This is a genomic window from Nonomuraea rubra, from assembly GCF_014207985.1.
GTDB lineage: Bacteria > Actinomycetota > Actinomycetes > Streptosporangiales > Streptosporangiaceae > Nonomuraea > Nonomuraea rubra.
Map to the genome: position 1 here is coordinate 1370108 of NZ_JACHMI010000001.1, position 19290 is coordinate 1389397.

15 protein-coding genes are annotated in these 19290 nt (G+C 71.2%); 11 read left to right on the forward strand and 4 right to left on the reverse strand.

The annotated features are described in order from the left end of the window. Positions 1–20: 20 nt before the first annotated feature. Genes gatC through gatB form a run of 3 tightly spaced genes read left to right on the forward strand, consistent with a single transcriptional unit; the run spans position 21 to position 3352 of the window. Complete coding sequence (gene gatC, locus HD593_RS06340) at positions 21–320, forward strand: Asp-tRNA(Asn)/Glu-tRNA(Gln) amidotransferase subunit GatC (RefSeq protein ID WP_043618492.1); 300 nt, start codon at positions 21–23, stop codon at positions 318–320. Then, the gene (gene gatA / locus HD593_RS06345) at positions 317–1807 is read left to right on the forward strand and encodes an Asp-tRNA(Asn)/Glu-tRNA(Gln) amidotransferase subunit GatA (RefSeq protein ID WP_185101244.1); all 1491 of its coding nucleotides are present in this window, start codon (positions 317–319) and stop codon (positions 1805–1807) included. Before gatC ends, gatA begins: the two co-directional genes overlap by 4 nt. A 39-nt stretch (positions 1808–1846) precedes the next feature. Then, on the forward strand, positions 1847–3352 hold the full coding sequence (gatB, locus tag HD593_RS06350) for an Asp-tRNA(Asn)/Glu-tRNA(Gln) amidotransferase subunit GatB (protein WP_185101246.1): 1506 nt from the start codon (positions 1847–1849) through the stop codon (positions 3350–3352). 133 nt (positions 3353–3485) lie between these two features. Here gatB and HD593_RS06355 read toward each other — a convergent pair whose 3' ends face one another. The 3 genes from HD593_RS06355 to HD593_RS06365 are packed head-to-tail and all read right to left on the reverse strand — an operon-like array spanning position 3486 to position 6456. Then, positions 3486–5000, reverse strand: a complete 1515-nt coding sequence (locus tag HD593_RS06355) for a tripartite tricarboxylate transporter permease (protein WP_185101248.1) — start codon at positions 4998–5000, stop codon at positions 3486–3488. After that, positions 4997–5485 (reverse strand): tripartite tricarboxylate transporter TctB family protein, encoded by a 489-nt coding sequence (locus HD593_RS06360; RefSeq protein ID WP_246546347.1) that lies wholly within the window; start codon positions 5483–5485, stop codon positions 4997–4999. The genes HD593_RS06355 and HD593_RS06360 overlap by 4 nt, the downstream gene beginning before the upstream one ends. Further along, a complete protein-coding gene (locus HD593_RS06365; RefSeq protein ID WP_185101250.1) occupies positions 5485–6456 on the reverse strand; it encodes a tripartite tricarboxylate transporter substrate binding protein in 972 nt (323 codons plus the stop codon). The genes HD593_RS06360 and HD593_RS06365 overlap by 1 nt, the downstream gene beginning before the upstream one ends. A 135-nt stretch (positions 6457–6591) precedes the next feature. Here HD593_RS06365 and HD593_RS06370 point away from each other — a divergent pair, with 135 nt between their 5' ends. The 3 genes from HD593_RS06370 (at position 6592) to HD593_RS06380 (ending at position 10912) form a co-directional block, all read left to right on the forward strand. Continuing rightward, positions 6592–8169 carry an ATP-binding protein gene (locus HD593_RS06370; RefSeq protein ID WP_185101252.1) on the forward strand — a complete coding sequence of 526 codons (1578 nt, stop codon included), beginning with the start codon at positions 6592–6594 and terminating at the stop codon, positions 8167–8169. Further along, on the forward strand, positions 8166–8822 hold the full coding sequence (locus HD593_RS06375; protein WP_185101253.1) for a response regulator: 657 nt from the start codon (positions 8166–8168) through the stop codon (positions 8820–8822). The genes HD593_RS06370 and HD593_RS06375 overlap by 4 nt, the downstream gene beginning before the upstream one ends. Before the next feature lie 92 nt (positions 8823–8914). After that, complete coding sequence (locus tag HD593_RS06380) at positions 8915–10912, forward strand: VanW family protein (protein WP_185101255.1); 1998 nt, start codon at positions 8915–8917, stop codon at positions 10910–10912. Between the two features lie 18 nt (positions 10913–10930). Here the strand turns inward: HD593_RS06380 and HD593_RS06385 are convergent, their stop codons facing one another. Continuing rightward, positions 10931–11998, reverse strand: a complete 1068-nt coding sequence (locus HD593_RS06385; RefSeq protein WP_185101256.1) for a PQQ-dependent sugar dehydrogenase — start codon at positions 11996–11998, stop codon at positions 10931–10933. 38 nt (positions 11999–12036) lie between these two features. Between HD593_RS06385 and HD593_RS06390 the strand changes: the two genes are divergently transcribed. The 5 genes from HD593_RS06390 to ilvC all read left to right on the forward strand — a co-directional run bounded on the left by HD593_RS06390 (position 12037) and on the right by ilvC (position 19265). Beyond that, positions 12037–12945, forward strand: coding sequence for a 2-hydroxyacid dehydrogenase (locus HD593_RS06390; RefSeq protein WP_185101257.1), 909 nt, complete (start codon positions 12037–12039; stop codon positions 12943–12945). A gap of 236 nt (positions 12946–13181) precedes the next feature. Further along, positions 13182–15797, forward strand: a complete 2616-nt coding sequence (locus tag HD593_RS06395) for a putative bifunctional diguanylate cyclase/phosphodiesterase (protein ID WP_312903373.1) — start codon at positions 13182–13184, stop codon at positions 15795–15797. A gap of 204 nt (positions 15798–16001) precedes the next feature. Further along, positions 16002–17741 carry an acetolactate synthase large subunit gene (locus HD593_RS06400; protein ID WP_185101259.1) on the forward strand — a complete coding sequence of 580 codons (1740 nt, stop codon included), beginning with the start codon at positions 16002–16004 and terminating at the stop codon, positions 17739–17741. Further along, positions 17734–18258, forward strand: coding sequence for an acetolactate synthase small subunit (ilvN, locus tag HD593_RS06405; RefSeq protein ID WP_185101261.1), 525 nt, complete (start codon positions 17734–17736; stop codon positions 18256–18258). Before HD593_RS06400 ends, ilvN begins: the two co-directional genes overlap by 8 nt. 23 nt (positions 18259–18281) lie before the next feature. Continuing rightward, a complete protein-coding gene (gene ilvC / locus HD593_RS06410) occupies positions 18282–19265 on the forward strand; it encodes a ketol-acid reductoisomerase (protein WP_185111695.1) in 984 nt (327 codons plus the stop codon). Positions 19266–19290: the final 25 nt, after the last annotated feature.

Consider the following 19290-nt stretch of genomic DNA (forward strand, 5'->3'; position numbering starts at 1 on the left):
CGAAACGGGTTCAACGACTCATGTCCGCCATAACCCGCGACGAGGTCGCACACCTGGCCCGGTTGTCCAGGCTGGCGCTCACCGACGATGAGCTCGATCACTACGCCACCCAGCTCGATGCCATCATCGAGTCGGTCGCGAAGGTGGCCGAGGTCGCCGCCGAGGACGTGCCGCCTTCGTCGCACGCGCTTCCGCTGACCAATGTCTTCCGTGCCGACGAGGTGCGACAGTCCCTGACGCCCGACCAGGCGCTCGCCGGCGCCCCCGCCGTCGAGGACGACCGCTTCCGGGTGCCGCGCATCCTCGGGGAGGAGGCATGAGTTTGATCCGCAAGACCGCCGCCGAGCTGGGGTCGATGATCGCCGCCGGCGAGGTGTCGGCCGTGGAGGTGGCCGAGGCGCACCTCGACCGCATGGCCGAGGTGGAGCCCAAGGTCAAGGCGTTCCTGCACGTCGATCGCGAGGTCACGCTGGAGCAGGCGCGCGCCGTGGACACCAGGCTGCGGGCCGGTGAGAGGCTCGGGCCGCTGGCCGGCGTGCCGATCGCGCACAAGGACATCTTCACCACCCGCGACATGCCGACGACGGCCGCCTCCAAGATCCTGGAGGGCTGGCGGCCCCCGTACGACGCGACCGTCACCGCCCGCCTGCGCGAGGCCGGGCTGGTCATCCTGGGCAAGACGAACCTCGACGAGTTCGCCATGGGCTCCTCGACGGAGAACTCCGCCTACCACGCCACCTCCAACCCGTGGGACCTGACGAAGATCCCCGGCGGCTCGTCGGGCGGCTCCAGCGCGGCGGTGGCCGCGTACGAGGCGCCGCTGTCCACGGGCACCGACACCGGCGGCTCCATCCGGCAGCCCGCCTCGGTGACCGGCATCGTGGGCATGAAGCCCACCTACGGCGGCTCGTCCCGGTACGGCCTGATCGCCTTCGCCAGCTCGCTCGACACGCCGGGGCCGTTCGCCCGCAACGTGCTCGACGCGGCGCTGCTGCACGAGGCGTTCTCCGGCCACGACCCGATGGACTCCACCTCCATCGACGCGCCGGTGCCCTCGGTCGTCGAGGCCGCGAAGAACCCCGACATCGCCGGCATGCGGATCGGCGTCGTCAAGGAGTTCGCCGGCGAGGGTTACCAGGCGGGCGTCCTGGCCCGCTACCACGAGGCCGTCCAGCTCCTGGAGTCGCTCGGGGCCAAGGTCGTCGAGGTCTCCTGCCCGTCGTTCACGACCGCGCTGCCCGCGTACTACCTGATCGCGCCCTCGGAGTGCTCGTCCAACCTGGCGCGCTTCGACGCCATGCGCTACGGCCTGCGCGTCGGCGACGACGGCACCCGCAGCGCCGAGGAGGTCATGGCGCTGACCAGGGCCGCCGGGTTCGGCCCCGAGGTCAAGCGGCGCATCATGCTGGGCACGTACGCGCTGTCGAGCGGCTACTACGACGCCTACTACGGCCAGGCCCAGAAGGTGCGCACGGTCATCGCGCGCGAGTTCGAGGCCGCCTACCAGCAGGTCGACGTGCTGGTGTCGCCGACGACGCCGACCACGGCGTTCGCGATCGGCGAGCGCGCCGACGACCCGATGGCGATGTACCTCGCCGACCTGTGCACGATCCCGTCCAACCTCGCGGGCAACGCGGCCATGTCGGTGCCGTGCGGCCTGGCCGACGAGGACGGCCTGCCGGTCGGGCTGCAGATCATGGCCCCGGTCCTGGCCGACGACCGCTGCTACCGCGTGGGCGCGGCCGTGGAGCAGGCCCTGGAGAGCCGCTGGGGCGGCAGCCTGCTGTCCAAGGCGCCGGAGCTGTAGGGCGATGCACATGCGACGATCCGAACGAAGGACCTCACGATGACTGCCGGCACGATCATGCCGTACGACGAAGCGCTCGAGCGGTTCGAGCCGGTGCTCGGTCTCGAGACGCATGTCGAGCTGGGCACCCGGTCGAAGATGTTCTGCGGTTGCAAGACGACCTTCGGCGCCCCGCCCAACACGCAGGTCTGCCCGACCTGCCTGGCCTTCCCCGGCGCGCTGCCGGTGGCCAACGCCCAGGCCATCGAGTCGACGATCCGCATCGGCCTGGCGCTCAACTGCTCGATCGCCGAGTGGTGCCGCATGGCCCGGAAGAACTACTTCTATCCGGACATGCCGAAGAACTACCAGATCTCTCAGTACGACGAGCCGCTCTGCTTCGACGGCTACATCGACGTCGAGGTCGACGGCGAGACCGTGCGGATCGAGATCGAGCGCGTGCACCTGGAGGAGGACACCGGCAAGTCCACCCACGTGGGCGGCGCGACCGGGCGCATCCACGGGGCCGACTACTCGATCGTCGACTACAACCGCGCGGGCATCCCGCTGGTCGAGATCGTGACCAAGCCCATCCCGGGCACCGACCGGCTCGCGCCCGAGGTGGCCAGGGCGTACGTCACCGAGCTGCGCGAGATCATGCGCTCGCTGGGCGTCTCCGACGTGCGCATGGAGGAGGGCTCGCTGCGGTGTGACGTCAACGTCTCGCTGATGCCGCGCGGCTCGTCCGAGTGGGGCACCCGTACGGAGACCAAGAACGTCAACTCGCTGCGCAGCGTCGAGCGGGCCGTGCGGAGCGAGATCGAGCGGCAGGCCGCCGTGCTCGCCGGTGGCGGGAAGATCGTCCAGGAGACCCGGCACTTCCACGAGGACACCGGCACCACCACGTCCGGCCGCTCCAAGGAGGAGGCGCAGGACTACCGCTACTTCCCCGAGCCCGACCTGGTGCCGATCGCGCCCGACCCGGCGTGGGTGGCCGAGCTGAAGGCGGCCCTGCCCGAGCTGCCGTCGGTCAAGCGCAAGCGGCTGCAGGCCGAGTGGGGGCTGTCCGACCTCGACATGCAGGCCATGCACAACGCCGACGCCATCGACCTGGTCGAGGCCACGGTCACGGCCGGCGCGCCGGCGGCCGACGCGCGCAAGTGGTGGATGGGCGAGCTGGCGCGCAAGTCCAACGAGACGGGCACGCCGCTGGCCGACCTGCCGATCACGCCCGAGCAGATCGCCAGGGTGACCGAGCTGGTGGCGTCGGGCGCGCTCAACGACAAGCTGGCGCGCGAGGTGCTCGAAGGCGTGCTGGCCGGCGAGGGCACCCCGGACGAGGTGGTCGAGCGGCGCGGGCTGAAGATCGTCAACGACGAGGGCGAGCTCTCGGCGATCATCGACCAGGTGCTGGCCGACAACGCCGACGCGGCCGAGAAGGTACGGTCCGGGAAGATCGCCGCGGCGGGCGCGCTCGTGGGCGGCGTCATGCGGGCCAGCAAGGGCAAGGCCGACGCGGCCAGGGCCCGGCAGCTCATCCTGGAGAAGCTCGGCGTCTCCGAGTAGGCCCGGGCCGGCCCCGTCGATCCGGACAGATCGGCGGGGCCGCTCCAAGAACCACGATGAACGATTCCCGGCCCGGGCCGCGGTCACTCCTCCCCGCGTGGTGCGGGGAGGAGGCGACGCCCGGGGCGGGAGCTCAGTCCCCGCGTGGTGCGGGGGCGAGGCCGCGCCGGGCCAGGAGCTTCCTGAACAGGGGCGTCAGCAGCGCCAGCACCGACAGCCCGAGCAGCACGGCCGCGATCGGGCTGCGGACGAGCACGCTCACGTCCCCCGCCCCGATGGCCAGCGCCCGGCGGAGCTGGATCTCCGCCATCGGGCCCAGGATCATGCCGATCACGGCGGGCGCGACGGGCAGGCCGAAGCGCCGCATGGCGTAGCCGAGCAGGCCGAGCACGTACAGGACGAACAGGTCCACCACGGAGCCGTTCAGCGCGTAGACGCCGAGGGCGGCGAAGAGCACGATCCCGGCGTACAGGTACGGCCGGGGGACGCGCAGGACGCGGGCCCAGAGCGGGGCCATGGGCAGGTTCAGCACCAGCAGCATCGCGTTGCCGATGAACAGCGACGCGATCATGCCCCAGACCAGTGCCGGGTTGTGGTCGAAGAGCTGCGGCCCGGGCTGCAGGCCGTACTGCTGGAAGGCGGCCAGCAGGATGGCGGCCGTGGCCGAGGTGGGCAGGCCCAGCGTGAGCAGCGGGACCAGGGTGCCGGCCGCGGAGGCGTTGTTGGCCGCCTCGGGGCCCGCGACGCCCTCGATGGCGCCCTGGCCGTACTCCTCGCGGGCCACGCCGCGGGCCAGGCGCTTCTCGGCCGCGTACGACAGGAACGTGGGGATCTCGGCCCCGCCGCCCGGCAGCGCGCCGAACGGGAAGCCCAGGGCGGTGCCGCGCAGCCAGGGCGCCCAGGAGCGGCGCCAGTCGGAGCGGCCCATCCACGCCCGGCCGACCGGCACCACCTCGGGAGGCGCGTGACGCAGGCGGGAGGCCACGTACAGGGCCTCGCCGAGGGCGAAGAGGCCGACCGCGACGATCACCACGTCGATGCCGTCGAGGAGCTGCGGGATGCCCAGCGTGAGCCGGGCCTGGCCGGTCTGCTGGTCGATGCCGATCAGGCCGATCACCAGGCCGAGGCCGAGCGAGGCCAGGCCGCGCACGATCGAGCGCGACAGCACCGACGACACGGCCGTGAAGGCCAGGATCGCCAGCGCGAAGTAGTCCTCGGGGCCGAACGCGATCGCGAAGCTCACCACCGCGGGCGCCGCCACGACCAGGAGGGCCGTGGCGATGGTGCCGGCCACGAACGAGCCGATCGCGGCCGTGGCCAGCGCCTGGGCGGCCCGCCCGCGCCTGGCCATCTTGTTGCCCTCCAGCGCCGTGATCATCGACGCGGACTCGCCGGGCGTGTTGAGCAGGATGGAGGTGGTGGAGCCGCCGTACATGCCGCCGTAGTAGATCCCGGCGAACATGATGAACGCGCTGGCCGGCGGCACCGTGAACGTGATCGGCAGCAGCAGCGCCACGGTCATCGCGGGCCCGATGCCGGGCAGCACGCCGACGAGGGTGCCGAGCGTGACGCCGATGAGCGCGTACAGGAGGTTGACGGGGGTGAGCGCGGCGGCGAAGCCGTCGAGCAGGAGCTGGAAGGAGGTCACAGCGGAAGCACCCCGCCCGGCAGGCGCACGCCCAGCCCGTTGACGAACAGCAGGTACGTCGCCACGCCCATGACCACGGCGATCACGGCGGCCTGCAGCTTGTTCCCGGCCCCGAGCGCCACCGACAGGCCGAAGAACAGCAGGCTCGCGCCGACGATCCAGCCGAGCAGGTCGAGCAGCGCGGCGAAGGCCAGGAAGATGCCGCTGACCAGGCCGAGGCTGCGCCAGTCCGTGGGCGCCTCGGCGTCCACGTCCTCGCTCTCCTCGGGGTCGCCGTGGCCACCGCGCAGCACGTCGGCCACGTAGAACAGGCCGATGAGCACCATGGCGCCGCCCACCAGCACGGGGAAGAAGCGCGGCCCGATGCCGAGCTGGGAGGCCGCCGCCGACACGTCGAGCGTGCCGACCACGACGAGCACGCCCAGCACCAGCACCACGAGCGCCAGCCCGAGCTCGGGCCGCCACGACCACGAACGGCGGTTCATCAGGAGACGAGCCCCATCTCGGCGATGATGGCCTTGACCCGGGTCTGCTCGGAGTTGAGGTAGTCGGCGAACTGCTGCCCGGTCTGGAAGGAGTCGATCCAGCCGTTCTTGGCGACCGCGTCCTTCCACGGCTGCGAGTCGTGCATCTTGGTGACCGCGTCCGTCAGGGCCTTCTTGTCGGCCTCGGAGAGCCCGCCGGGGGCGACGAAGCCGCGCCAGTTGGCCAGCACGACGTCCAGCCCGGCCTCCTTGAGCGTGGGGGCGTCCAGGCCGGGCAGCCGCTCGGCGGAGGTCACGCCCAGGGCGCGAAGCTTGCCGGACTTCACGTGCTCGGCGAACTCGGCCACGCCCGAGATGCCCGCGCTGACCTTGTTGCCGAGCAGCTCGTTCAGCGCCTCGCCGCCGCCCGAGTGCGCGATGTAGTTGACCTGCTTGGGGTCCACGCCCGCGGCCTTGGCCATCAGGCCGGCCACGATGTGGTCGGTGCCGCCCGCGGAGCCGCCCGAGATCGACACCTTCGCCGGGTCGGCCTTCCAGGCCGCCACGAGATCGGCCACCGACTTGAACGGGGACGCCGCCGGCACCACGACCAGCTCGTACTCCTCGGTCAGCTTGGCGATGGGCGTGGTCTCGGCCAGCGTGACCTTCGACTTGTTCTGCTCGATGGCGCCCACCATGACCAGGCCCATGGTCATCAGCAGGTTGCCGTTGCCCTTCTCGCCGGCGAGCTGCGCGAGGCCGATCGTGCCGCCGGCGCCGGGCACGTTGTACACCTCGACCTTGCGCTGCGGGTCGGCCGCCTTGAACGCCTGCTCCGCCGTGCGGGAGGTCTGGTCCCAGCCGCCGCCGGGCGCAGCCGGGGCCATGATCCGCAGGGGTCCGGCGGCGGAGGTGCCGCCGCCGGACTGGCCGCACGCCGTCAGCGCGCCGAGGGAGAGTGCCGCGAGAGCGGCGAGTACGCGCAAGCGCATGATCACTCCAGGGGGATTTTCACCGTTATGGAACTGGCATCGTGAAGTCCGGGGCGCGGCCCGTCGAGCCTTTGCACGCTTGCCGTCGTAGTGGTCGTATTGGTCGCGACCCGGACGTGACCTGGGTTTGTTTCCATGGGCCGGGTGAGACGGGTTCGGGACGCCTCCCTGGGGACGCAGCTGTTCGTCCTCCAGATGGTGATCGTGCTGCTCGCCGTCGGCGGCACCGGAGGCGTGTGGGCCGAGCACACGCGCGACCAGCTCGACGAGCTGCACCAGCAGCGGGCGCTGGCCATCGCGCAGTCGGTGGCCGGGCTGCCCGAGGTCAGGCGGGCATTCGGGCTGGCACGGCCCGAGAGCGTGCTGCAGCCGCTGGCCATGAGCGTGCAGCAGGAGACCGGCGCCGACTACGTGGTGATCGCCAACACCGAGCAGGAGCGCTACGCCCATCCCAACGCCTCCCTGATCGGCAAGCGGCTGTCCACCGACGGCAGCACGGTCCTGCGTACGGGCCGCAGCTGGGTCGGCACCGAGACCGGCACCATCGGCACCACGGTCAGGGGCAAGGCCCCCATCCGCGACGAGTACGGCACGGTCATCGGCCTCGTCTCGGTCGGCGTGCTGGAGACGACGGTCATCAGCCAGGTCTTCCAGGCGCTGCCGCCGCTCGTCTGGACCGCGCTGGCCGTGCTGCTGGCCGGGCTCGCGCTGGCCGTGCTGATCACCGCGCGGGTGCGCAGGCAGACGTTCGGGCTGGAGCCGCGCGAGATCGCCGCGCTGCTGGAGCAGCGCGAGGGGGTGCTGCACGGCGTCAAGGAGGGCGTGCTCGCGCTCGACCTGGAAGGCAGGGTGACCCTGGTCAACGACGCCGCCCGCGAGCTGCTCGGGGACGTGGGCGCGGACCTGACGCGGATGCCGGTCTCCGAGCGCATGCGCGACGTGCTCGGCGGCGCCGACCCCGGTGAGGACCGCATCGTGCTGCACGGCGACCGCGTGCTGGTGCTCAACCGCACCCCCGTCTGGGTACGCGGGCGCCACCGCGGCTGGGTGGTCACCCTGCGGGACCGCACCGAGCTGATCCGGCTGGCCCGCGAGCTGGACGACGCCAGCAGCGCCACCGACGCGCTGCGGGCCCAGGCGCACGAGTTCGCCAACCGCATGCACACCGTGGTCGGCCTGCTGGAGCTGGGCGAGCACGAGGCGGCCATCGGCTTCATCACCCGCACCACCCACGGCGCCTACGCCACCGGCCTGCGCGAGCGCATCCAGGACCCCACGCTCGCCGCCCTGCTGCTGGCCAAGTCCGCCGAGGCGGCCGAGCGCGGGGCCGAGCTCGTGCTCGCCGAGGACTCCTCGGTGCCCGAGGGCCTGCTCGGCGATCCCCGCGACGCGGTCCTCGTGGTCGGCAACCTGGTCGCCAACGCCATCGACGCGCTCGACGGCGCGCAGGGCACGATCGAGGTCTCGGTGCAGGCCGACGCGCGCGGGCTGCGCGTACGGGTCGGCGACTCCGGGCCCGGCATCGCGCCCGACCTGGTGGAGGAGGTCTTCAGGGAGGGGTTCACGACGAAGGCCGCGAAGGCGGGGCCGCGCGGGCTCGGGCTGGCGCTGACCCGGCAGGTGTGCCTGCGCAGGGGCGGCTGGGTGCGCGTGCGGAACGCGGGCGGGGCGGTCTTCACCGCGCTGCTCCCGGTGCGGGCGGGCACCTCGTGATCCGCGTGCTGGTCGTCGACGACGACTTCATGGTCGCCCGCATCCACAGCGGCTACGTGAGCAGGGTGCCGGGCTTCAGCGTGGTCTCCGTCGCGCACAGCGGCGCCGACGCGCTGGCGGCGGCCGCCGTGCTGCGGCCCGACCTCGTGCTGCTCGACATCTACCTGCCCGACATGTCCGGCCTGGACGTGCTCAAGGCGCTGCACGACGTGGACGTCCTCATGGTCAGCGCCGCCCGCGACGTGCCCACCGTCAGGGAGGCCATGCGGGGCGGCGCGGTCAACTACCTCATCAAGCCGTTCACCGCCGCCGCCCTGGCCGAGCGCCTCCGGCAGTACGCCGACACCCGCAACCGCCTGACCTCCATCGGCCCCGAGGCCCGCCAGGACGACGTGGACCGGCTCTTCGGCACGCCCAAGACCGCCGTCCCCATGCCGAAAGGGTTGTCGGCGGCCACCTGCGCGCTGGTCGCCGATACCCTCCGGGAAGCGGGCCGCGACCTGTCAGCCGCCGAGGCTGCCGAGCTCACGGGCCTGTCGCGGGTCAGCGCCCGCCGCTATCTGGAACACCTGTGCGCGGCGGGGCAGGCCGAGTTCCGGCCGCGTTACGGCACGGCCGGTCGGCCGGAACATCGCTACCGGTGGCTAGGTTGACACATTTCCGTAGCCATTTCCCGTGACATATGCGGATCCGCGTGCCTTACTGTTGCCTGAGACTTGGCTGCGGACCGGGAGGAGATTGAGGCGTGCGAAACGCCGGACCGATCGAATCACCGACCGACCCGTTCGCCTCGGTGCCCTTACCGACGTCGGCTGTCACCAGAAGACCGCGGATCGAAGGACTGCCTCCGGGCGTCTCCCGGGAGATCTTCGGCCCGCCGGAGAAGCAGGAGCCACAGCCGGCCCAGGGTCCGAGCGCCCCGGGCGGTCCGTCGGGCAAGGGCACGCTGCCACCGGTGCCGCCCGCGCAGCCCTGGCCCATGGCCGCGGAGAAGGAGCCGGCGGGCCGGCCCGCCACCGCGTTCGGCACGCCGGAACGGCCCTCGCCGTTCGAGCCAGAGCCGCCCCGGCGCCGCCGGCTGCTGCCGGGCCTCATCGTGTTCGTGCTGGTGCTGGCGGCTCTGGCGTACGTGGTGCCGGCCGTGCTCATGTCCGGCTCCGTCCTGCGCGGCACGCGCGTGGCCGGCGTGGACATCGGCGGGCTGACCGTGACGCAGGCGGCCGACAAGCTCCGCAGCGAACTGGGCGCCAAGCTCAGCAAGCCCGTCGTGGCCGACATCGGCGGGAAGAAGGACACCATCCAGCCCGACGAGGCCGGGCTCGAGCTCGACGTGGTCGCCACCATCGGGCAGGCGCCCAGCGGGTTCCCCAGCCCGGCGGAGGTGTGGCGGGGGCTGGTCGGCACGACCGAGCTCCAGCCCAGGATCAGCGTCGACTCCTCCCAGCTCACCAGGACCGTCGAGGGGCTGGCGGAGAGCATCGACAAGCCCGCCGTCGAGGGCCGGGTGACCTTCTCGGGGCTGCAGCCCAGGGCCCGCCGCCCCGAGGACGGGGTGCTGCTCGACCGGGACGACGCCGTACGCAGGGTCAGCCAGACCTTCCTGAACGGCGGCGGCCCCGTCGTCCTCACGCTCAGGCCCGCCAAGCCCACCACCACCCCCGAGGCCGTCACCGCGGCGGTGGCCAAGGCCAAGGCCGCCGTGGCCGCCCCCCTGACGCTGACGCTCGACGACAAGCAGGTGCAGATCCCGCCGGCCATGATCGCGGCGAACCTCACCTTCAACGCCGACGGGGACGGCGCGCTCGTGCCCCAGTTCGACGCCGAGCGGGTGCTGGCCTCCGTCGAGAGCGGCCTGGTTGACGCGGCGCAGCAGCCGCGGGACGCCTCGTACGAGATCGTGAACGGCAAGCCCGTCCTGGTGGCAGCCCGCGCAGGCCGTGGGGTCAACGACAAGCTGCTGGCCAGGGACGCGGAGAAGGTGTTCGCCGAGGGCGGGGAGCGCACGATCCCGGTCCGGCTCGGCACCGTCGCGCCCGCCGTGGACACCACGCAGATCCAGGGCCTCGGCATCAAGGAGCTGGTCAGCGAGTTCACCACGACGTTCGACTGCTGCCAGCCCCGGGTGAAGAACATCGAGCGGATGGCGCAGGAGGTCGACGGGTACCTCGTCAAGCCGGGGGAGACGTTCTCCATCAACGAGGTGGTCGGCGAGCGGACGGTCGAGGACGGGTACGTCGAGGCCGGGCAGATCGTCGGCGGCCGGATGGTGAACATCGTCGGCGGCGGCGGCTCGCAGTTCGCGACCACCATGTACAACGCGGCGTTCTTCGGCGGGTTCGACGACGTGGAGCACCAGCCGATGGACTACTACGCGCCGCGCTACCCGGCAGGCAGGGACGTCGCGCTGCTGTACCCGGACCTGGACCTGAAGTGGCGCAACGACTCCGAGACCGGGGTGCTGATCAAGACCACGGTCACCGGCACGACGGTGACGGTGGCGCTGTGGGGCACCAAGCGGTACGACCGGGTGGAGGCCGTGGAGTCGGAGCGGCGGGACCTGACCCCGTTCCGGCGGGAGACCAGCGCGGCGGCCGGTTGCCTGCCGACGGTGGGGGAGCAGGGGTTCACGATCGATGTGACCCGGGTGTTCCACCAGGACGGCAAGGTGGTCAAGAAGGACAAGAAGCTGACCACCAAGTACCGGCCGCAGACCCAGACGACCTGCACCGCCGTGTCCCAGTAAGTGCCCCGGGCGCGGTGGTCAGGACGGGGTCAGGGACATGAGGCGGTCGTCGCCTGGCCGGGGGTTGCCGCGGCCGTCCTTGTTGCTGGTGCCGATCCACAGCTTGCCGTCCGGGGCGGTGGCGACCGCGCGGAGCCGGCCGTAGCGGTCGGCGAAGTGGGCCACCGGGGTGCCGGCGGAGCCGTCCTCGCCCAGCGGGATCTGCCACAGGCGCGCCCCCCTCAGGGCCGCCATCCACAGGGACCCGTTCGCGTACGCCAGGCCCGACGGTGAGGCGTCCTCCGTGGGCCAGGTGAGGATGGGGTTGATGTAGCTCTGGTCGCTGCCCCGGCCCTCGACGTCCGGCCACCCGTAGTTGCCTCCCGGCTCGATCCGGTTGACCTCGTCGTAGGTGTTCGCGCCGAACTCCGAGGCGTACAGGCGGCCTGAGCCGTCCCAGGCCAGGCCCTGGACGTTGCGGTGGCCGTAGCTGTAGACCAGCGTGCCGAACGGGTTGCCGGGCGCGGGCGCCCCGTCCACGGTCATGCGCAGGATCTTGCCCCCGAGCGAGTCGCGCCGCTGGGCCAGGTCGCGGTCACCGGTCTCGCCGGTGGTGGCGTACAGGAAGCCGTCGGGGCCGAAGGCGAGCCGGCCGCCGTTGTGGATGCCGCCCTTGGGGATGCTCTGCACCAGGAGCTGCTGGTCGGTGAGGCCGCCGTCGGTGAGCCGGTAGCGGACGATCCGGTTGTCCTGCTCGGCGGTGTAGTAGAGGAAGACCTGGTCCTCCTTGGTGGCCACGCCCATGAGGCCGCCCTCGCCGTCGGGCCTGGCGTCCTCGATCTTGGCCAGTTCGGTCACCTGGCCGGTCGGGGTGACCCGGAGCACCCGGGCCGTGTCGCGTTCGGTGACCACGGCGTCCCCGCCGGGCAGGAACGCGATCCCCCACGGCACGGCCAGCCCGGTCGCCACGTCCTCGGGGGCACTCGGGGCGTCGCCCACCGACACGGCCGCCGTGGGGCGCACCTCTCCGCCGCGGCTGGAGCAGGCCGTGAGCCCGGAGCATGCCGTGAGTGCGGTCAGTAGCATGATCGTCCAGAGCTTCCTCATGTGTTCCATACTTCCCCCGTAGTCGTAAGGTTCTCGGCATGAAGACCTGGGTTCCGTCCGATTCGGTGGCCGATGTACTGTCCGAGCTTCCCGGCGTCGAATGTGCCGTCTATGACGGCACGTCCGCGATGCCGGATGGGGTGGAGGATGTGGAGGTGTGGATCCCCCCGTTGGTCACCGTGCCCGACGTGCCGGGGACCCTGGCCAGGATGAGCTCGCTGCGGCTGCTGCAGACCGTGACCGCGGGCGTGGAGCCGTACCGGCCGCACGTGCCCGAGGGCGCGGTGTTGTGCAACGCGCGCGGCGTGCACGAGGCGGGCACCGCCGAGTGGGCGGTGGGCGCCATGATCGCGGTGCTCAGGGAGTTCCCGGGATTCGTGGACGCGCAGCGCAGGGGTGAGTGGACCTACCACCACACCGGCGTGCTGGCCGACTCGACCGTGCTGATCGTCGGGTACGGCTCCATCGGCACCGCGCTGGAGCGGCGCCTCGACGGGTTCGAGGTGGAGATCGTCCGCGTGGCCAGGAGCGCCCGCGACGGCGTGCACGCCATGGACGAGCTGCCCGCGCTGCTGCCGGAGGCGGACGTGGTCGTGCTGCTCGTGCCCGCCACCGCCGCCACGGCAGGGATGGTCGACGCCGCGTTCCTGGCCCGGATGAAGGACGGCGCCGTGCTGGTGAACGCCGCCAGGGGCGGGGTCGTCGACACCGACGCGCTGGTCGCCGAGCTCAAGACCGGCCGGCTGCGCGCCGCCCTCGACGTGACCGCCCCCGAGCCGCTGCCCGAAGGTCACCCTCTGTGGAGCGCGCCGGGCGTGCTGATCACCCCGCACGTGGCCGGCAGCACCCCCGCCTCCGTACGGCGCACGCTCCGGCTCGTCCGCGCCCAGGTGGAGAGATACCTGGCCGGCGCGCCGTTGGAGAACGTCATCACCGACTCGTACTGAGAGGATCCCGGAACGTGGCTGGTCCGTGACCTTCGGTGCGTACGGTTACGTTTGCAGGGAGTTCCTGACTCACTGTCAAGGAATTCTTGGCGGCAATTGGTCTGTCTGGTTATCAGATCGGTGACGACATCGGCGTTGTCACCACCCGCGCACCCACGACGGCACACACTGGCGAGGTGATCGACCGGGCTTCGGCGGTCATGGGTGCAGAGTTCTAGACGGGATGGGCAACGACTGTGATCCGCTGGCGTGATCCCCGGGTGCCGCCGGCCGCCGCCGCGGCGGCCGGCGCGATGGCGTTCGCCGCCGCCCTCCTGACGGAGAGCCCGGCCTTGGTCACCGGAGCGGTCGCCGGAGGGATCGCGGCGCTGATCGCCGCCGCCTCCTTGCTGATCGCCTCGGTGAAGCAGGCGGCCACGCACCGCCCGGCCGCGATGGGCGCGCGCTGGATGGGCGGCGGCGCCATCATCTGGACCGCCGGGGTGGCGCTGCGGCCGTTCACCGAGAGCTTCGTCGACAGCTTCGCGGACATGTTCATGCTGCTCGGCACGGTCATCACGGCGAGCGGCGCGCTGGTGGCCGCCGACCGCAGGTTCCCGGCCAGGGCCGCTTTACGGCATCTCACCGACGCCTACCTGTGCGCGGCCTCGCTCTTCCTGATCGGCTGGATGGTGGCGTTGCGCCACGTCTACGCCGAGACGGCCGACGCGGCCGTGTTCACGCTGGTCATGCTGCCGCCGCTGGTGGGGCTGCTGGTGACGTTCGCCGTGATCCCGTCGGTGCTGACCAGCAGGTCGTCGTCCTGGCTGCTCGGCCTGGCGGGCGTGGGCGCGCTGGCCGCGATGACCGTGGCCGGGATGTCCACGGCGGTGGCCCGGCTGATGGACGCCGAGCCGCAGCTCTGGGGCGTGATGCTCGCGCCTGTCGCGTTCCTGCTGCTGGCCGCGGTCCCGTGGGGGCCGCGGGTCAAGCCGGCGAACCGGCCGGCGGTCGGCCACGTGGTCGCGCTCGTGCCCCTGGCGCTGGTGGCCGTGGCCGCCGGCACGCTGCTCGTGCACCAGGCGGGCGGGCGCACCGGGCCGCCCGTCACCGGCGTCGTGGTGCTCGGGGTCTCCGTGGTGCTGCTCCTGCTGGTGCGGCTGTTCGTGGTCTCGGCGACGAACGCGCGCCTGCGCGGCCTGGTCAAGCTGAGCGAGCGCCAGCTCAGGGACCTGGCGGAGAGCACCGGCGACGTGGTGTTCACCTGCGACTACGAGGGTGTCGTACGCGAGATCGGCGCGGGCGTCGAGGTCACGTACGGCTACAGCCAGGAGGAGCTGGTCGGCGGGTCGATCTTCGACTACATCCACCCCGAGGACGTGCCGGGCATCCAGGTGGCCATGCGCGCGATGAACCTCGAGGAGGACAACACCGCGCCCGGAGCCTGCCTGATCGCCTGCCGCGTCCGCGCGGCCGACGGCACCTGGCGCCCCACCGAGTCCGTGGCCACCCGCCGGGCCGGTGGCGAGGACCTGATGCTCGTGACGACCAGGGACGTCAGCGACGAGGAGGCGCTGCGCAACCAGGTCGCCCACCTGACCTTCCACGACGGCGTCACCGGGCTGCCCAACCGCGCCTACTTCGAGGAGCGCACCCGCGAGGTGCTGTCGGGCCGCACGGCGAACGTCGCGGTGATCTTCCTCGATCTCGACGGGTTCACCTCGGTCAACGACTCGGTCGGGCACGCCAGCGGCGACTACCTGCTCGGGCAGGCGGCCCGCCGGCTGCGCGGCGCCGTACGCGCCGACGACACGCTGGCCCGGTGGGGCGGCGACGAGTTCGCGGTGCTCGTGGAGACCGGCGGCGACGCGCAGCTCGCGGTGGACCTGGCCGAGCGGCTGGTGCGCGCGGTCTCGCAGGAGCCGTTCCGGGTCGCCGACCGCGACGTGGCGCTGACCGCGAGCGTGGGCGTCGCCTTCGCCGAGGACGACGTGCCGGCGGGCGACCTCATGCGCAACGCCGACGTGGCCATGGCGCGCTCCAAGGAGCTGGGCGGGCGGCGCGTGGAGGTGTTCGCCGCGCAGATGCACGCCGACGTGATGCGCCGCCTGGAGCTGGCGGCCGACCTGCAGCGGGCGCTGATCGAGCAGCAGTTCGCGATCGAGTACCAGCCGGTGGTGGACCTGGCGACCTCCCGGGTGACCGCGGTGGAGGCGCTGGTGCGGTGGTGGCGCGGGTCGGTGTTCGTGCCGCCGGAGCAGTTCCTCGGCGCGGCCGAGGACACCGGGCTGATCGTGCCGCTGAGCGAGTGGATCCTGCGCGAGGCGTGCCGCGAGGTGGCCGCCTGGCGGGCCTCGTCCTGGGACATCGGGCTGTCGCTGAACCTGTCGGCACGCCAGATCATGGCGCCCAGGTTCGTCGAGACGGTCGAGGAGGCGCTGACCGAGAGCGGGCTGCCCGCCTCCGTGCTCACCCTCGAAGTGATCGAGGAGATGCTGGTCGAGGACGCCGAGGAGACGATCAAGCGGCTGTCGGAGCTGCGGGCGCTCGGCGTGCGGCTGGCGATCGACGACTTCGGCACCGGTTACGCCTCGCTGGCCTTCCTCAGGCAGCTGCCCGTGGACATGATCAAGATCGATCCGTCGTTCGTCTCGGGGCTCGGCAAGGACGACACGCTGACCCTGCTCACGCGCACGATCGTGCGACTCGGGCACGACCTCGGGCTTATCGTGGTGGCCGAGGGGATCGAGCGTCCCGAGCAGCTCGAACTGCTCAAGCAGATGGGCTGCACGAGGGGGCAGGGCTTCCTGGTGGCGCGGCCGATGGCGGCGCGCGGGGTCGACTCGCTGATGCGTACGAGTCTCACGGTTTGAGACTTGTGTCCACGAAGTTGGCGCGATGGCGTTCGGAGCGGCTATGGTGTAGGCCATGCTTCGCAGTGAGATTCTCGTAGTACTTCGCCGGCGCGCAGGCCGATAGCGAAGCACGACGACCTGCGCGCCGCCCCAGACCCGCCGCCTGGTGGGAAGGGGCCTTTTTTATGTCCTTAAGCGAGTAGCCACGCAAGGAACGAGCCGATGACCGAACGGATGACAGGTGCACAGGCCCTGGTCAGGGCGCTGGAGCACGTTGGAGTCGACACAGTGTTCGGGATCCCGGGCGGTGCCATTCTGCCGGCCTACGATCCTCTCTACGACTCGACCAAGGTCCGGCACGTGCTCGTACGGCACGAGCAGGGCGCAGGTCACGCGGCCGAGGGCTACGCGCAGGCCACGGGCAAGGTCGGGGTGTGCATGGCGACCAGCGGTCCCGGCGCCACCAACCTGGTGACCCCGATTGCCGACGCCTTCATGGACTCGGTGCCGATCGTGGCGATCACCGGGCAGGTGGCCTCGCCGATGATCGGCACGGACGCCTTCCAGGAGGCCGACATCTCCGGCATCACCATGCCGATCACGAAGCACAACTTCCTGGTCACCGACGCCGGTGACATCGCCCGTACGATCATGGAGGCGTTCCACATCGCCTCCACCGGCCGTCCCGGGCCGGTCCTGGTGGACATCTCGAAGGACGCGCTGCAGGCCGAGACCACGTTCAGCTGGCCGCCCACCATGCAGCTCCCGGGCTACCGCCCGGTCACCAGGCCGCACTCCAAGCAGATCCGCGAGGCCGCCAAGCTGATCGCCGAGTCCAGGCGGCCGGTCCTGTACGTCGGCGGCGGCGTCCACAAGGCGCACGCCTCCGCCGAGCTGCTGCAGCTCGCCGAGCTGACGAACATCCCGGTCATCACCACCCTGATGGCCCGCGGCACGTTCCCCGACAGCCACCCGCAGCACATGGGCATGCCCGGCATGCACGGCAGCGTCTCCGCCGTGGGCGCGCTGCAGCAGTCGGACCTGATCATCGGCCTGGGCGTGCGCTTCGACGACCGGGTGACCGGTGACCTGTCGTCGTTCGCCCCGTACGCGAAGGTCGTGCACGCCGACATCGACCCGGCCGAGATCTCCAAGAACCGCCACGCCGACGTGCCGATCGTGGGCGACTGCAAGGAGGTCATCACCGACCTCGTCGCCGCCGTCCAGGCGTCCGGCCAGAAGGGCGACTACGACGAGTGGTGGACGACCCTCAACGGCTACAAGCAGACCTACCCGCTCGGGTACGAGACGTTCGACGACGGCTCGCTGGCCCCGCAGTACGTCATGGAGCGGCTGAGCGCGATCGCCGGCCCCGACGCCTACTACGTGGCCGGGGTCGGGCAGCACCAGATGTGGGCCTCGCAGTTCATCGACTACGAGAACCCGGGCACGTTCATCAACTCCGGCGGCGCGGGCACGATGGGCTTCGCCGTGCCGGCCGCGATGGGCGCCAAGATGGGCTGCCCCGAGGCCACCGTGTGGGCCATCGACGGCGACGGCTGCTTCCAGATGACCAACCAGGAGCTGGCCACCTGCGCCCTGGAGGGCGTGCCGATCAAGATCGCCGTCATCAACAACGGTAACCTCGGCATGGTCCGCCAGTGGCAGACGCTGTTCTACGAGGAGCGCTACTCCAACACCAACCTGCAGGCCCCCCGCCGCATCCCTGACTTCGTCAAGCTCGCGGAGGCCTATGGTTGTGTGGGCCTGCGGTGCGAGCGTCCCGAGGACGTGGATGCCGTGATCAAGAAGGCCATGGAGATCAACGACGTGCCTGTCGTGGTCGACTTCGTCGTCCACGAGGACGCCATGGTCTGGCCCATGGTCGCGGCGGGCACCAGCAACGACGACATCAAGATCGCCCGTGACATGGCGCCGAGGTGGGAGAACGAGGATGAGTAGACACACGTTGTCCGTGCTTGTCGAGAACAAGCCGGGTGTCCTCGCACGCGTGTCGGCGCTGTTCAGCCGCCGCGGGTTCAACATCGACTCGCTGGCCGTCGGGCCCACCGAGCACGACGACATCTCCCGCATGACGATCGTGGTCAGCGTCGAGGAGCTGCCGCTGGAGCAGGTCACCAAGCAGCTCAACAAGCTGGTGAACGTGCTCAAGATCGTCGAGCTGGACCCGTCCCAGTCGGTGCAGCGCGAGCTGATGCTGATCAAGGTCAAGGCCGACGCCGAGAGCCGCTCCCACGTGCTGGAGCTCGTCAACCTCTTCCGCGCCCGCTGCGTCGACGTGGCGGCCGACGCCGTGACCATCGAGGTCACCGGCACCCCCGACAAGCTGGAGGCCTTCGTCAAGGTCCTCGAGCCGTTCGGGATCAAGGAACTCGTCCAGTCGGGCATGGTGGCCATCGGCCGCGGTGCCCGCTCCATCACCGACCGGTCCCTCAGGGCACTGGACCGTACCGCCTGAAAGGTTTTGAGCAAGTGACCGAGATCTACTACGACGACCAGGCCGACCTGTCGATCATTCAGGGACGCCACGTGGCCGTGCTGGGGTACGGCAGCCAGGGCCACGCCCATGCGCTCTCCCTGCGTGACTCCGGCGTGGACGTGCGCGTCGGCCTGCCCGAGGGCTCCAAGAGCCGTGAGAAGGCCGAGAACGACGGCCTGCGCGTGCTCACCCCGTCCGAGGCGGTGGAGGAGGCCAACCTCACGATGATCCTGGCGCCGGACCACATCCAGCGCCACCTGTACGCCGAGCACGTGGCCCCGAACCTCGTCGAGGGCGACGCGCTCTTCTTCGGCCACGGCCTGAACATCCGCTACGGCCTCATCGAGGCCCCGGAGGGCGTGGACGTCTGCATGGTCGCCCCCAAGGGCCCGGGCCACCTCGTCCGCCGCCAGTTCGAGGCCGGCCGCGGCGTGCCGTGTCTCGTGGCCGTCGAGAAGGACGCCTCGGGCAAGGCGCTCGACCTCGCGCTCTCCTACGCCAAGGGCATCGGCGGCACCCGCGCCGGCGCGCTGCGCACCACGTTCAAGGAGGAGACGGAGACCGACCTGTTCGGTGAGCAGGCCGTGCTGTGCGGCGGCGTCTCCGAGCTGATCAAGGCGGGCTTCGAGACCCTGATCGAGGCCGGCTACCAGCCCGAGGTCGCCTACTTCGAGTGCCTGCACGAGATGAAGCTCATCGTCGACCTCATGTACGAGGGCGGCATCTCGAAGATGTACTGGTCGGTCTCCGACACGGCCGAGTACGGCGGCTACACCCGCGGCCCGCGCGTCATCAACGAGGAGTCGCGCCAGGAGATGCGCCGCATCCTCGCCGAGGTCCAGGACGGCACCTTCGCCCGCCAGCTCGTCGAGGAGTTCGACAGCGGCCAGAAGGAGTTCCAGCGCTACCGCGAGGAGCTGGCCGAGAACCCGATCGAGAAGACCGGCGCCAAGCTCCGCCCGATGATGAGCTGGCTCAAGGCCTGACCAGTCCGACCGGCGGGCGGGGCCT